Origin of the sequence: Stenotrophomonas sp. ATs4 (assembly GCF_051861585.1) — a bacterium.
Taxonomy (GTDB): domain Bacteria; phylum Pseudomonadota; class Gammaproteobacteria; order Xanthomonadales; family Xanthomonadaceae; genus Stenotrophomonas; species Stenotrophomonas maltophilia_AS.
Genome location: NZ_JBLYPK010000010.1, coordinates 124,483 through 137,930 on the forward strand (window position 1 = coordinate 124,483; position 13,448 = coordinate 137,930).

General features: G+C 65.9%; 15 protein-coding genes. 3 read left to right on the forward strand and 12 right to left on the reverse strand.

From position 1 onward, the window contains the following. Window positions 1-95: 95 nt before the first annotated feature. The gene (locus ABR323_RS17700; protein WP_439450240.1) at window positions 96-680 is read left to right on the forward strand and encodes a hypothetical protein; all 585 of its coding nucleotides are present in this window, start codon (window positions 96-98) and stop codon (window positions 678-680) included. 19 nt (window positions 681-699) lie between these two features. Here ABR323_RS17700 and ABR323_RS17705 read toward each other — a convergent pair whose 3' ends face one another. Genes ABR323_RS17705 through ABR323_RS17720 form a run of 4 tightly spaced genes read right to left on the reverse strand, consistent with a single transcriptional unit; the run spans window position 700 to window position 6,317 of the window. Continuing rightward, window positions 700-1,314: an inorganic diphosphatase gene (locus ABR323_RS17705; RefSeq protein ID WP_439450241.1), complete on the reverse strand. Its 615-nt coding sequence runs from the start codon at window positions 1,312-1,314 to the stop codon at window positions 700-702. Window positions 1,315-1,324: 10 nt separating this feature from the next. After that, window positions 1,325-2,674: a metallophosphoesterase gene (locus ABR323_RS17710; RefSeq protein ID WP_439450300.1), complete on the reverse strand. Its 1,350-nt coding sequence runs from the start codon at window positions 2,672-2,674 to the stop codon at window positions 1,325-1,327. Window positions 2,675-2,688: 14 nt separating this feature from the next. Further along, window positions 2,689-3,804, reverse strand: coding sequence for a phytase (locus ABR323_RS17715; RefSeq protein WP_439450242.1), 1,116 nt, complete (start codon window positions 3,802-3,804; stop codon window positions 2,689-2,691). Beyond that, the gene (locus tag ABR323_RS17720; RefSeq protein WP_439450301.1) at window positions 3,804-6,317 is read right to left on the reverse strand and encodes a TonB-dependent receptor; all 2,514 of its coding nucleotides are present in this window, start codon (window positions 6,315-6,317) and stop codon (window positions 3,804-3,806) included. The genes ABR323_RS17715 and ABR323_RS17720 overlap by 1 nt, the downstream gene beginning before the upstream one ends. A gap of 215 nt (window positions 6,318-6,532) precedes the next feature. Between ABR323_RS17720 and upp the strand changes: the two genes are divergently transcribed. Continuing rightward, entirely contained in the window at window positions 6,533-7,165 is a 633-nt protein-coding gene (gene upp / locus ABR323_RS17725) for a uracil phosphoribosyltransferase (RefSeq protein WP_126929103.1), read from the forward strand. Window positions 7,166-7,273: 108 nt separating this feature from the next. Here upp and ABR323_RS17730 read toward each other — a convergent pair whose 3' ends face one another. Together ABR323_RS17730 and ABR323_RS17735 are read right to left on the reverse strand one after the other, a co-directional pair. After that, window positions 7,274-7,753 carry an SRPBCC family protein gene (locus tag ABR323_RS17730; protein WP_439450243.1) on the reverse strand — a complete coding sequence of 160 codons (480 nt, stop codon included), beginning with the start codon at window positions 7,751-7,753 and terminating at the stop codon, window positions 7,274-7,276. Continuing rightward, entirely contained in the window at window positions 7,725-8,159 is a 435-nt protein-coding gene (locus ABR323_RS17735) for an ArsR/SmtB family transcription factor (protein ID WP_439450244.1), read from the reverse strand. The genes ABR323_RS17730 and ABR323_RS17735 overlap by 29 nt, the downstream gene beginning before the upstream one ends. A 58-nt stretch (window positions 8,160-8,217) precedes the next feature. Here ABR323_RS17735 and ABR323_RS17740 point away from each other — a divergent pair, with 58 nt between their 5' ends. Beyond that, window positions 8,218-8,511, forward strand: a complete 294-nt coding sequence (locus tag ABR323_RS17740) for a PsiF family protein (protein ID WP_135273189.1) — start codon at window positions 8,218-8,220, stop codon at window positions 8,509-8,511. 112 nt (window positions 8,512-8,623) lie between these two features. Here ABR323_RS17740 and ABR323_RS17745 read toward each other — a convergent pair whose 3' ends face one another. The 6 genes from ABR323_RS17745 to rsmD form a co-directional block, all read right to left on the reverse strand. Next, a complete protein-coding gene (locus tag ABR323_RS17745; protein WP_439450245.1) occupies window positions 8,624-9,511 on the reverse strand; it encodes an MBL fold metallo-hydrolase in 888 nt (295 codons plus the stop codon). A gap of 120 nt (window positions 9,512-9,631) precedes the next feature. Continuing rightward, window positions 9,632-11,362, reverse strand: coding sequence for a gamma-glutamyltransferase (gene ggt, locus ABR323_RS17750; RefSeq protein WP_439450246.1), 1,731 nt, complete (start codon window positions 11,360-11,362; stop codon window positions 9,632-9,634). Further along, entirely contained in the window at window positions 11,359-11,640 is a 282-nt protein-coding gene (locus ABR323_RS17755) for a YfhL family 4Fe-4S dicluster ferredoxin (RefSeq protein ID WP_004153175.1), read from the reverse strand. Before ABR323_RS17755 ends, ggt begins: the two co-directional genes overlap by 4 nt. Before the next feature lie 132 nt (window positions 11,641-11,772). Further along, window positions 11,773-12,264: a hypothetical protein gene (locus tag ABR323_RS17760; protein ID WP_004153167.1), complete on the reverse strand. Its 492-nt coding sequence runs from the start codon at window positions 12,262-12,264 to the stop codon at window positions 11,773-11,775. Between the two features lie 61 nt (window positions 12,265-12,325). Next, on the reverse strand, window positions 12,326-12,835 hold the full coding sequence (coaD, locus tag ABR323_RS17765) for a pantetheine-phosphate adenylyltransferase (RefSeq protein WP_008267036.1): 510 nt from the start codon (window positions 12,833-12,835) through the stop codon (window positions 12,326-12,328). Window positions 12,836-12,861: 26 nt separating this feature from the next. Further along, window positions 12,862-13,440, reverse strand: a complete 579-nt coding sequence (rsmD, locus tag ABR323_RS17770) for a 16S rRNA (guanine(966)-N(2))-methyltransferase RsmD (protein WP_439450247.1) — start codon at window positions 13,438-13,440, stop codon at window positions 12,862-12,864. Between the last annotated feature and the right edge of the window lie 8 nt (window positions 13,441-13,448).

Sequence of the window (13,448 nt, forward strand, 5' to 3'; positions counted from 1 at the left end):
TTGTGGAAGGCGCACATGATAGCCAGCGGTGGTGAAGGCGTTGCACGCAGACGCCGTCTGCTAGGCTGCCCGGCCGCTACCCGTTGAACTCTGACATGGATGATCTGCACGCCTCATTCGCCCGCTTCGGGCTGCTGCATGCCCAGCAGGAGCATGACTGGCAGGGCCCGTTCCCGTTGCCCCCGGTACTGGCGCGCTTCTACGCGCAGGTCGGGCCGCTGGGCCATGAGATCAATGCCAGGGTGGGCAACGCCGGCATCACCATTCCCGGCCTTGATGTCTGGATACCGCCGCTGCAACGCCTATGGAGCCATCAGGCCGGCTATCGATGGCATGGCATCAGCGGCGAACCGATCGACGGCTGGCCGTCGAACTGGCTGGTGATTGCCGATCGCGGCGCTGATCCGTTCATCCTCGACCTGGACGACGGCCGTGTGCTGTTCAGCCATCACGGTGCCGGCCTGCTGGATGCCGGCGAGATCATTGCCGATGCGCCGACCCTGATGGCGGCTCTGGCTGCTGCAGGCACGGTGTACCTCGATGCCGGCGATGACCTCTACAACGACGATGACGATGGCGGCATCCGCCCCGAACACCAGGAAGCAGCCATGCAGGCGGTGGCCCGGGCGCTGGGCGACCGCCTGCAGGCCAAGTCGTTCATCGAGACATTGATAGGGTGAATCCACGCGTGGCGTGGATCTATTTTTCGAAGCGCTTCATCGCCTCGCTGATCAGCGCACGCGCCTCGGCGGCGTTGCCCCAGCCGTTGAGCTGCACCGGGTTGCGCCCCGCCGGCAGGTCCTTGTAGACCCGGAAGAAGGCCTCGATGCGCTGCCGCTCGACCTCCGGCAGATCCTTCAGATCGCGGATATTGGCGTAGGTCGGGTCAACCTTGTCGGTCGGCACGCCGATGATCTTCTCGTCGTGCTCGCCACCATCGATCATCTTCAGGTAGCCGATCGGCCGGAAGCGCACGATCACGCCCGGATGCAGCGGTTCGCGAGTCAGCACCAGTGCATCCAGCGGATCGTTGTCACCGGCCAGGGTGCGCGGCATCGAGCCGTAGTTGGCCGGATAGGCGACCGGCATCGACTGGAAACGATCCACATGCACCAGACCATCGTCCTTGATCTCGTACTTGGTGAAGCTGCCGGCCGGAATCTCCACCGCCAGGAGGACTTCCTCCGGCGCCTGCTTCGGCTGCGCCACCAGGAACGGGTGCAGCACCGCGTCACCCGCGGTCACCGCACTGGCCAGCAACAACAGGGCGGCGCCGATGGCAGCGAGAGGAAGGATGCGACGGGGCATGGTCATCGGTGCGTCCTCATTCCCAGCAGCGGTCGGCACGACCCTTGGCGGTCTGCGCGCGCGGGCAGTCGCGTGGCGTGATGCGGCCTTCGGTCAGCTCCGTGCGCTGCTTGCCACCGTTGGCGTCGCGGCGCAGTTCGAAGGCGTCGTAGAGACGACCGGTCACGGTGCGTGCCTCATAGCGCAGGTGCTGCGGATCGATGTTCAGCACCTGGAACAGCTGGGTGTCCTCGGCCACCGGATCCATCGTCCTGCGTGCTTCGTCGGAAACGCGATACTGCTTCGGCCCCGCTACGGTAACCACGTATTGCGGCGTCGCGGCCTGCCCTTCGCCACGGCGACCGTATGTGTGGTCATGACCCTGCAGCACCAGATCGACGTTGTGGCGGCGTACCACCGGCAGCAGCGCATCACGCAGCGCGGCGTTCTCACGCCCTTCGCGCGGCGAGTAGAAGGGTTGGTGCAGCAGCACGATGGTCCACGGATGCGGATTACCGGTCAGCACCTTGTCCAGCCATTGTGCCTGCGCCTTGGCGGTGCCCAGATCGAGTGCCGACGTGCCATCGACCACGGCCACGCGTACACCCTGCGCATCGAACCAGTAGCTGGTCTGCTGTGCGGCGGTGGCACCATTGCCCGGCAGCGCGAACGTCACCGGCCAGTGGCGACCCAGCACGCGACGTTCCTGCGGGGTATCCTCGAATTCCTCGAAATACTCGTGGTTGCCGATGGCCGGGGCCACCAGAGTTTCCTGCGCCAGCCAGCTGGTAGCAGCAAACCACTCACCCCACTCGCTGTCATCCATGTTATCGCCGCCGCTGACCAGGTCGCCAGCAAACAGGCTCATGCGCGCCTGCGGCGCAGCCTTCTGCGCGGCACGCACTACCCGGCTGACATGGCTGACGTTCTTGTTCTGGGTATCACCGAAATACAGCAGGGTCAGCGGCTGGTCGGCCGCGGCCAGCGTGCGCAGCTGGTTCCAGGCGCTCCAGCTGCCATTGCCCTGCACGCGATAGACGTACTGGGTATCCGGCTGCAGGCCGCTGATGTCGGCGCGATGATGATGCGACAGACCGTTCTCGGTCTGCAGCGCACGGGTCGTTGCGCGAACCTGGCGGATGCCCTCGATGGCCGGCGAATCAGCGGCGAGGGCAATCTCCAGCAGCGGTGCCTGCACGCTGCCGTCGGTACGCCAGGCCACGGCGAACCCATGGCTGGAATCGACCGCAGGCGAGGCGACGATGCGGTCCGGTACCGTCGTCGCTGCGTAGTGCCGGCTCCCCGCCGGCACCTGGGTATTCGGTTCGGCCGCTGCGAACGACAGCGACGGCAGTGCCAGCAGCAGGCCCAGCGCCAGCGTACGCATCACGCAATGCCCGCTCATGCGCCACACTCCAGCGGCAACGCCAACTGCTTGGCGATGCTCTCCCAGTCGAACGCCACCACGCCCTGGTCGTCATGCACTGCATACAGCGCACCGTGCGGGAAGCGCACGCTGGGTTGCTGCATCATCCAGATGCCGTCGGTGTTGGCCACGGTATTGCCCTGGAACGCACCCACCGGCTTCAGCGTGTGCCGGTCGAACAGGTGGAACACGCTACGCTGCTTGCCCTGTTCGGTGGTGATCCACCAGCCGTCCTTGCCACAGGTGCGCAGAGTCACACCTTCGGCCTGCGCCTTGAACACGTCGCGACCAAAGGTGGTACCGGTGAAGCGACCCGTCAGGGTGTAGACCTTGAACTCGCTGGCGTAGCTCTCGTCCTCTTCGGCAATCAGCAGACGGTCGTTGTCCGGGTCGCCCCAGATCGACTCGACCACGCGCAGCGCTCCCGCCTCGGTGGTATCGCCGATGCTGGCCTCCAGCTTCGCCTCGACCTTCGCACCGTCGCGGGTGACGTGGTACTGGCGCACTCGCTTGTCCAGCTCGGCCAACGGCGGCAGGATGTCACGCCCCTGCGCATCCTCGCCGTTGTCCCAGGAGTCGGTGACGTAGACGCTGTAGCCATCGGCACGGCGGTCGACCCACAGCCCGTACGGCTTGCGCAGGTCGTCCGCAGCGAATGTCGCCAGCGGCGCGAAGTCCGGCAGGCTCAACACCTGCACGCGGTGATTGTCGCGCTCCACGATCCACAGCAGATCGTCGATCACCGCGATGCCGTTTGGGCGGTCGAACTGCCCTGGTGCGGTGCCGCTGCTGCCGACATCCCGCAGGTGCTGGCCGGTGCTGCCGTCGTAGACCACCAGCTTGTCGGTCGCTTTTGCGGTGGCGATCAGCCACAACCTGCCGTCCGGAGCGCGCCACGCCGCCGGCGAGTCGATGTTGTCGGCCGGGGTCATCGGCGAAAGGAACGCCTCGGCGATGGTGGCCACCGCCCGTTCGCCGCTGGCCTTTGCAGCCGTTGTGGCAGCGGCAGGATCGTTACCGGTGGCCGGCGTGCAGCCGGCAGCCAGTGCTACCGCCAGCGCAGCGGCCAGGACAGTGATGCCCCGCCCCATCACAGTGCCACCTTCAGGCCCAGCGCATAGGTGCGGCCATATTCTTCCATCTGCAGGGTGCGCGAACGCGTACCCTGGTACAGCTCCAGCGGCTTGTCCAGCAGGTTCTGTGCTTCGAAGTACATGCTTACGCGCGGAGTGAACTTGTAATCCAGCGAGAAGTCGAGCTGGGTGTTGGGGGCTACGAAGATGTCGAAGGCGCGGCCCTTGCCGATGCTGTCCAGGTATTCGCTGCGGTAAACGGCCGCCAGACGCGTGCTCACTCCGTACTTCTCGTAGCCGATGTGTGCGCTGTAGACATGCTTGGAGGCGCGTGGGAGGGTGAAGTCCTCGCCTGCACGGTCCTTGATGCCGGCATCGAACTTGGTATCCAGCCAGGTGCCGCTGGCACCGACCAGCAACCCGTCCAGGCCGGCCGGAAGGAACGCCAGCTGCTGCTGCCAGTTGAATTCGGCACCGCGCACGGTGGCCTTGCGCCCGTTGATCGGCTGGGTCACGTCCAGGCCGCCGTAGGCCGGATCATTGGTGCGCAGGGTTTCCACGATGTAACCATCGATGGACTTGTGGAACAGGCCCAGCGAGACGATGCCGGTGCTGCCGATGTACTTCTCCACCGACAGATCGATATTCTTCGACTCGTACGGGTCCAGTTCCGGGTTGCCCAGGCGCACGTCCCCATCACCCCGGCTGTAACCCACGCGCGGCGAGATGTCACCGAACGACGGGCGCGATACGGTCTTGTTGGCCGAGGCGCGCAGCACCCAGTCATCGGCCGCGTCATAGCGCAGGTGCAGGCCCGGCAGCACGTTGGTGTAGCTGCTGTTGGCCACGCGCGGGGTGACGGTGAAGCTGCGGCCGTTGGCGGCCACGTCCACCTGGTTGCCGATCGCCTTGAACTGGGTGTTTTCCACGCGCACACCACCGATGATGCGCAGCGCGCCCACGTCCCAGGTACCCATCGCATAACTGGCGAAGATGTCTTCGCTGGCCACATAGTCCTCTTCCAGCGATGTCATCGCGTTGCCACCAACGTCCTGCGGGCGTGCGCTGTACTGGCCGCCATTGGCCGCCCAGAAGGCACGCATCGCGGCCGAATCCATGCCGTCACCCAGGTTGCCGTGGCGGTGTTCCGGCGAGGAGGTGCCCCAGCTCGACAGCGCCACCTTCGGGCCGACGCGCAGTTCGCGCTCGTCCACATTCACGTCGCGGTCGCGCCAGCGGCCCAGCAGGCCGAACTTGATGCTGCTGCTGTCGCCGTCGAAACGCACGTTGACCTGCGCACTGTGCTCCTTGTCGTTGACCTGCTTGGGCGAGAGCACGAAGCGATCGAACGCGTAGCTGCTGTTGTCCATCCACTGCGGGTTGTCGAAGCTGTAGCTGGGCAGGCGGCTGCGCTGGTCCAGGGTGCCATTGAAGACCTTGCCATCAAGCTTGAAGCGGGCCTCCATCTCGTCGTTCACCCGCTCCTCGGTGCGGGTGTAGCCGATCCGGTAATCGACCACGGCGTTGGTCAGCTTGTTCTCGCCACCAAGACTGGCCGCGAAGGTGTTTTCCTTCTTGGTGCGGTAGCGCATGCGCTTGTCGATGGAATCCTTCGGCATGCCATCCAGGCGGTACTGGTCGGTGCCGGTCTTGACCATCTTGGCGTCGTCGAAGTTGAAGATCACGCGCTGGCGGGTCTCCGCATCGTCAAACTGGCTGTACAGCGTGCGCAGGTAGTACTTGCTGTCTTCGTTGGGGCGCCAGTCGAGGTTGAGGTTGGCACCGATGCGCTTGCGCTCGATCTCGTACTTGCGGTGCTGCAGGTTGATCGCGGTGACATCGCCGGGGGCGGCATCGTCCTCGCCGTCGTACTCCACTTCGGTGTTGTCCGACTCGAACGTGCGCTTCTGGTAGTTCACGCCCAGCGCCACGCCGAAGGTATCGTTGAATACTTCGCTGTAGTTGAAAGCGGCCTTGGGGCTGGTCTCGCCGGACAGCTGCTGGTGGCTGCCTTCGATCTTGCCACGCAGGCTGCGACCGTCGCGGTCAAAGGCCGATGCCGATTCCACCAGCACGGCGCCACCGATGGCATCACCGGGCATGTCCGGAGTCGGCGACTTGACCACGCGCAGGCGCTCGGTGGAGTCGGACGGGATCACGTCCAGCGGCGCGGCGCGGCTGGAATCCTCCGGGGTACCCACCGCAATGCCATCCACGCTGACGCTGTTGAGGCTGGCATCCAGGCCGCGGATGACCACGAAGCGGCCTTCGCCCTGGTCGCGGGTCACGCTGATGCCTGGCAGGCGCTGCAGCGACTCGGCCACGTTCTTGTCCGGGTACTGGCCCAGGGCATCGGAAGACACGGCGTCCTCGATGGCATCGCTGCTGCGCTTGAGATCGACCGCGCGGATCTGCGATTCGAGCTGGGCGCGCACTTCGATGCGGTCCAGGTCGACCGCGTCGGCGGCCACGGCGCCGGTGGCGGCAACCGCCTGCTGCCCGGCGGCCTGCAGCGGTGCTGCGGCCCCCATCGCCAGGGTCAGGGTGATGGCAACGGCCAACGGAGTCTTGATATGCACTGGGAATCCCCATTCCTGTTAAGAATGGGTCTGCACGGTATGTCCGCAAGGTTGCATGGCCGTGACATGCGTCTGCACATTTCGTGTAAGGCGGTCCGGGCCGGGTTTGGGTTCGGCCCGCTGATCCGGCAAAATGAAGCCCTCTCTCCTTTATCCCCTTCCCGACCATGAAGATCGTCGAAGTGCGCCACCCGCTGGTGCAGCACAAGATCGGCCTGATGCGCAACGCTGCGCTCAGCACCAAGGATTTCCGCGAACTGGCCAACGAGCTGGGCACCCTGCTGGCCTACGAGGCCACCGCCGACCTGGACACCGAGCCGCATACCCTGCCCGGCTGGTCCGGCCCGGTCACCGTGCAGCGCATCGCCGGTGCAAAGATCACCGTGGTGCCGATCCTGCGCGCCGGCCTGGGCATGCTCAGCGGCGTGCTGTCGCTGATCCCTGCCGCCCGCGTCAGCGTGGTCGGCCTGCAGCGCGATGAGGAAACCCTGCAGCCGGTCCCCTACTTCGAGCGCTTGACCGGCCGCCTGGAAGAGCGCGATGCGCTGATCCTGGACCCGATGCTGGCCACCGGCGGCACCCTGATCGCCACCATCGACATGCTCAAGCGTGCTGGTGCCCGACGCATCAAGGGCATCTTCCTGGTCGCCGCGCCGGAAGGCATCGAGGCGGTCAAGGCCGTACACCCGGACGTGGAGATCTACACCGCGGCCATCGATGCCCAGCTCAACGACAAGGGCTACATCCTGCCAGGCCTGGGCGATGCCGGTGACCGCATCTTCGGTACCCGCGTCGGCTGATCCGGCGAATCGGGGTCAGATCCCTTTCGCAGCGAAAGGGATCTGACCCCAACAGATGCGGGGTCGGATCCTTCTCCTGCGGAGAGGGCTCTGACCCCAGGCGAGGCACTACAGGCTGGCCGCGAAGGCCTCCAGCTGGCCAATGACCGTGTTCCAGCCGTCGAAGAAGCCCAACTGCTCATGCTGGTCGCGCAGGGCCTTGTCCGGGTGCATCACCTGCGCGGTGTAGCGGCAGCCCTGCCCTTCGTCCTCCATCGTGATGATGGCAGTGAAGCCCAGCCACGGTGACTGCGGTCGCCAGCCCGCGCCCAGCATCGAGGTGAACACCAGGCGCTGTTGCGGCACGATCTCAAGGAAGCTGCCCGGATTGTCACTGCTGCCGCCATCGGGGCCCTGCATGAAGGTGTGGAAGGCACCGCCGGGGCGCAGATCGAATGCGCACACCTCGGTGGTCCACGGCTTCGGGCACCACCACTGGCGCAGCAGTTCCGGGTCGGTCCACGCCCGCCACAAGGCGGCACGCGGTGCGTTCAGCACACGGCTGATGATCAGATCGGTGTCAGGGTTGTTGCCTGCGTCTACGGCCATGGGCCTGCTCCTGTCGGTGAAGCGTTTCAACGAAATCGACCATGCGGTCGGCGCGTGCCTCCCACGCGGCGCGTTGGCCGGCCAGCCACTGTTCGGCCTGGCCCAGTCGCGCCGGCACCAGTTCGCAGGTGCGCACGCGCCCCTGCTTGTGGCTGCGCACAACGCCACTGCGTTCCAGCACGGCCAGGTGTTTCATCAACGAAGGCAAGGCCATCTCAAAGGGTTCGGCCAGCATCGACACCGTGCACGGCCCCTGCCCGAGCGCGGCCACGATCGCGCAGCGCGTCGGGTCGGCCAGCGCCTGGAAGATCTCTTGAATGGCGGGATCATACTTACCCATATAGCTAAGTAATACGCCGTTCTGAATGGCACCGCAAGCAGGCGCGGCAATGGCGCGATTCTTCACGTGGTCTTGCTGGCCGGAAGCGAATGCTCCGCGCACCCGCCATCCTTGGAGCTCACCGATGAAAGCCTCTTTCCTGCTGGCCGCTGTCCTGCTGGTCGGCCTGCCCCTGGCAGCCAACGCCACCACGCCGCAGCAGCAGCGCATGGCCGACTGCTCGGCCAAGAACAAGGGCTTGAAGGGCGATGCCTACAAGACCGCGCAGAGCTCCTGCCTCAGCGGCCACGCCGCCGATACCAAGGCCGCGACAACTCCGCAGGAACGCATGCGCAAATGCAACGCCGATGCCGGTACGAAGAAGCTGGCCGGTGATGCGCGCAAAACCTTCATGAGCAGCTGCCTGAAGGCGTCGTAACGGCGGCCCATCCACGCATGGCGTGGATCTACTGATATCAACGGCTATCCATCCACGCATGGCGTGGATGCACCGCCATCGATGAAAGGCCGGGCGACGCCCGGCCATTTCATTACCCCAGGGCGCGCGCCTTCAGTTCACCCTGCTCATGCAGGGTCACGAAACGGCCCTTGTCATCGCGGCCCAGCTGCGCCAGCGCCACCTGCGGGTCGTGGGTGAAGAACAGATGCACATTGCGCGCCAGCTTGTCTTCGAGGAACCGCCGCTTTTCGTCGATCAGCAGCTCGGCATTGCGGTCGTAACCCATGGTGATCGGCACGTGCACCCAGGAGCGGCCCGGAATCAGATCGGCGCAGAACACCACGCCACCCTTCGGTGATTCATCGGCGCGTGCATGACCGACAATCTCGGCCAGCATCAGTCCCGGCGTGTGGCCATCGCTGTAACTGAAACGCACGCTGTGACCCAGCGCCTTGGAGTATTCACCGTCCACCACTTCCAGGCGGCCACTGGCCTGCAGCAGGGCTGGGAGTTCCGGAATGAAACTGGCGCGATCGCGCGGATGCGGTTGCAACGCACGCTGCCAGTGCTGCGCACCGACCACGTAGGTCGCGTTCGGGAACAGCAGCTCCGGCTCACGCCCCTCGCTCCATGCCGCCAGCAGGCCACCGGCATGATCGAAGTGCAGGTGGCTGAGCACCACCACGTCGATATCCTCGTGCTCGAACCCCGCTTCGCGCAGCGAATCGATCAGCACATGCTGGCTTTCCTGCACGCCGTAGCGCTCGCGCATGCGCGGATCGAAGAACGCACCAATACCGGTTTCAAACAGCACCGTCTTACCTTCGAGCGGACTGGCAAGCAGCGCACGGCAGGCCAGCTCGATGCGATTGAGCTCGTCCGGTGCCGCCCATTTTTCCCACAACGCGCGCGGCGCGTTGCCGAACATCGCGCCGCCATCAAGGCGCTGCGAGTTTCCACGAATAGACCAGAGTTTCATGTGTCGATTATCGGCGCCGGGTCGTTAAATAATCGCTAGAACGGAAACAGGAAACCCCGCCGGTGCGGGCGGGGTTTCGGTAATGAGCCAGATTGCCAGCCAGGGCCCGGCGCTACCGGATCAGCGTGCCGGTACGACCTGGGCACTGCCCACCGGATTGCGCGGGTCGCTGCCGCCGAACAGCGTGTTCGCCTTGCGGTCCCATTCCACGGTCTGCAGGTTGCCCCACACGTGGCTGGAACCGCGGCCACCGGCCGCGACATTGCCCGGCAGGTCGATCTTGTGACCCATCGCTTGCAGCTGCTTCACCGTGTCGGCGTCGAACGCATCGTTCTCGGCTTCGATCAGGTCCGGCAGCCACTGGTGATGGTAGCGCGGCAGCGCGGCAACCTGCTGCGCGTCGAGGCCCGCGTCGTAGCCGAGAATGCCCAGCAGCACCATGGTGATGATGCGGCTGCCACCCGGGGTGCCCAGCACCACCACCTTGTCGGCGTTCTCCATGAAGGTCGGCGTCATCGAGCTGAGCATGCGCTTGCCGGCCTTGGGCGCATTGGCCGCGTAGCCCATCACGCCGAACGCATTGGGCGTGCCCGGCTTCAACGCGAAGTCGTCCATCTCGTTGTTCAGCAGCACACCCGTGCCCTTCGGAATCAGGCCCGAACCGTACAGCAGGTTGACGGTCTGGGTGGCGCCGACACGGTTGCCGTCACGGTCGATGATCGAGAAGTGCGTGGTCTCGTCGTCTTCCAGCGGCGTCGGATTGCCCGACAGCAGGTCGCTGGGCGTGGCCTTGTCCGGATGGATGGTGGCGCGCAGGCCCTGTGCATAGTCCTTGCTGGTCAGCACCTTCTGCGGGATCTGCACGAAGTCCGGATCGCCAAGGAAGAAGGTGCGGTCGCGGTAGGCACGACGCATCGCCTCCACCACCAGGTGGGTGCGGTGGGCCTCATCCATCGACTTCAGGTCCCAACCCTCCAGGATCTGCAGCATGCTGGCCAGGGCGATACCGCCGGAAGACGGCGGCGAGGCCGTGGTGATCTTCCATTCGCGGTAGTTGAAGACGATCGGCTCGCGCAGCTTCACGCGGTAGCCGGCCAGTTCCTCGGCAGTCCACTTGCCACCGGCCTGCTTCACGCCGGCCAGCAGCAGCTTGCCGGTCTGGCCCTTGTAGAAACCATCGAAGCCGTCAGTTGCAAGGCGCTCCAGCGTCTGCGCCAGTTCCGGCTGCTGGAACAGGTCACCGGTAGCGATCGGCTTGCCATTGCGCAGGTAGACCTCGCGCGTGCCGGGGTAGCGCTCCATCACTTCCCGGCGCGAGGCGTAGCCCTTGGCCATGCGGTCATATACCGGGAAGCCCTCGCGCGCGATTCGGATCGCCGGCTGCAGCGAAGCCGACAACGGCAGCTTGCCGTGCTTGGTGGAGAGTTCGACCAACGCGGCCGGCAGGCCGGGGATACCCGCCGACCAAGGCCCGTTGACCGAACGGTCACGGTCGAGGTCGCCCTTCTTGTCCAGGTAGGCCTGCGGGGTCGCAGCGGCCGGCGCGGTTTCGCGCGCGTCCAGCATCACGTCCTTGCCAGTGGCCGCATCATGCAGCAGGAAGAAGCCGCCGCCGCCGAGGCCGGAACTGATCGGCTCGACCACCGCCAGCGTGGACGACACCGCCACCGCGGCGTCGAAGGCGTTGCCGCCCTGGGCCAGGATGTCGATGCCGGCCTGGGTGGCCAGCCGGTGGCCACTGGCAATGGCCGCGCCGTCGGGGTGTTCGGCTCGGGCCGGGCTGTCGGCCCAGGCGATCGGGCTCAGCAGCAGGCCGAGCAGCAACAGGGGGCGGACGATCAGCGTCTTCATTCGGATGGGGGCTCCGCGTAGAGTTCGGGGTGATCGTGCTGCAGCTGGCGCAGCTTGGCCAGCAGCTGGTCTTCCGTTTCCACGATCTCCGGGTCCGGGTCGATGCACTCGACCGGGCAGACGACCACGCACTGTGGTTCGTCGAAATGACCCACGCATTCGGTGCAGCGCGCAGGGTCGATCACGTAGATGGTTTCACCCATCGCAATGGCCTGGTTCGGGCAGGCCGGCTCGCATACGTCGCAGTTGACGCAGAGCTCGTTGATTTTCAGCGACACGGCGATACTCCTCGCCCGCGCCCTGGGACAAAGGACCGGCCAGCGCGGGCGCGCGGGCCGGTCAGGTCATCAGCGGCACCCTTGCGGGGCGCCGCCCGGGCCATGCCGGAGCATGGCCGCCATGGCTCGGTATTACTTGGCTTCGACGAAAATGTACTCGGCACCGGTCGGCTGGATCGCAGCCTGCACGCGGGCGTTGTCGGCCGACTGGCCGATGAAGACGACACGCACGCCCTTCATCGAGTCCGGCGACACGTCCTTGAACACGGCCTGGATCATGTCAGCCATCTTGCCCGAGGCCGACGAACCGAAGGCCAGCATGTTGCCCGGCTGCACGCCACGGGCCACGGCCTGGGTCGCGCTCTCGGTCTGGCGCTCGTACTTGGCCTGGAAGTCCGGGTCCGATTCCGGCGAGAGGTAGTACAGGAACGGGCTGTTGGTGATGTTGCCCATGTTCTGGATCGCCACTTCCTGCAGGTACTTCTTCCAGCCTGCATCGTCGTCCTTGGACGGAGCGACCAGAGCCTGCTTGGCCTCGTCGACCGGAGCGGCCTCTTCCTTCTTGCAGGCGGTGAAGGCCAGGGCCAACGAAGCGATCAGCATCGCGCGCATGGTGGTGTTCATGGGTTTCCTCCCGGAATGGTGCGTGGTGTTGTACGTAAAGGGGGTGCGGGTACAGCGGGGCTTACGACTGTGCCGACTTCGCTTCGCGGACCTTGCGCAGGGCTTCGAGCACCGCGGCCGGCACGAAACCGGACACGTCGCCGCCCAGGCGCGCGATCTCGCGGACCAGCGAGGACGAGATGAAGCTGTGCTGCTCGGCCGGGGTCAGGAACAGGGTCTCGACCTCCGGGATCAGATGGCGGTTCATGCTGGCCATCTGGAACTCGTACTCGAAATCGGACACCGCGCGCAGGCCGCGCAGCAGGACGCCACCCTGCACCGAACGTACGAAGTGAGCCAGCAGCGTATCGAAGCCGATCACCTCGACGTTGCTGTGATGGCCCAATGCGCCACGCGCGAGCTGCACGCGCTGCTCCAGCGGCAGCGCCGGGCCCTTGGACGGGCTCTGCGCCACACCGACCACGACCTTTTCGAACAGCGGCGCGGCCCGGCTCACCAGGTCGATATGACCGTTGGTGATGGGGTCGAACGTGCCGGGGTAAACGGCGATGCGGCGATTGGCCACGGTCATGGGCGGTTGCAGATGTTCAGATGAGGTCAAAGTGTAGCAGTGGCGCGGCGGTACAGGGCAAAGCGCACCTCGCGGGTGCCGCCCTCGCGGTGCAGCAGCCAGTCCGGCGGCAGCACCGGCACGTGGCCGGCCGGCGATTCCAGGTACAGCCAGGCATCGGCGGCCAAGTGCCGCGGCAACTGGGCCAGCACGTCCTGCCACAGGCCATCGGCGAACGGCGGGTCGATGAACACCAGATCGGCCTGCTGCGCCTGCGCCCCCTGCAGCCAGCGCAGGGCATCGGCCTGCACGACGGTGACCTGGTCGGTGGCCTGCAGCTTGGCTACGGCGGCGGTCAAATTGCGTCCCAGCTGCGCATCGCGTTCGACCAGGGTGGCGTGGGCGGCACCGCGCGATACCGCCTCCAGGCCCAGCGCACCGCTGCCGGCGAACAGGTCCAGCACCCGCGCGCCGCCCAGTTTGGGCATCAGCCAGTTGAAAAGGGTCTCGCGCACGCGGTCGCTGCTGGGCCGCAGCCCCGGCAGGGTCGGGACCGGCAGGCGGGTATTGCGCCAGCGCCCGCCGATGATGCGGACCTGGCCGTCATTGCCATCACGGCCGCTCACCAGCGCCC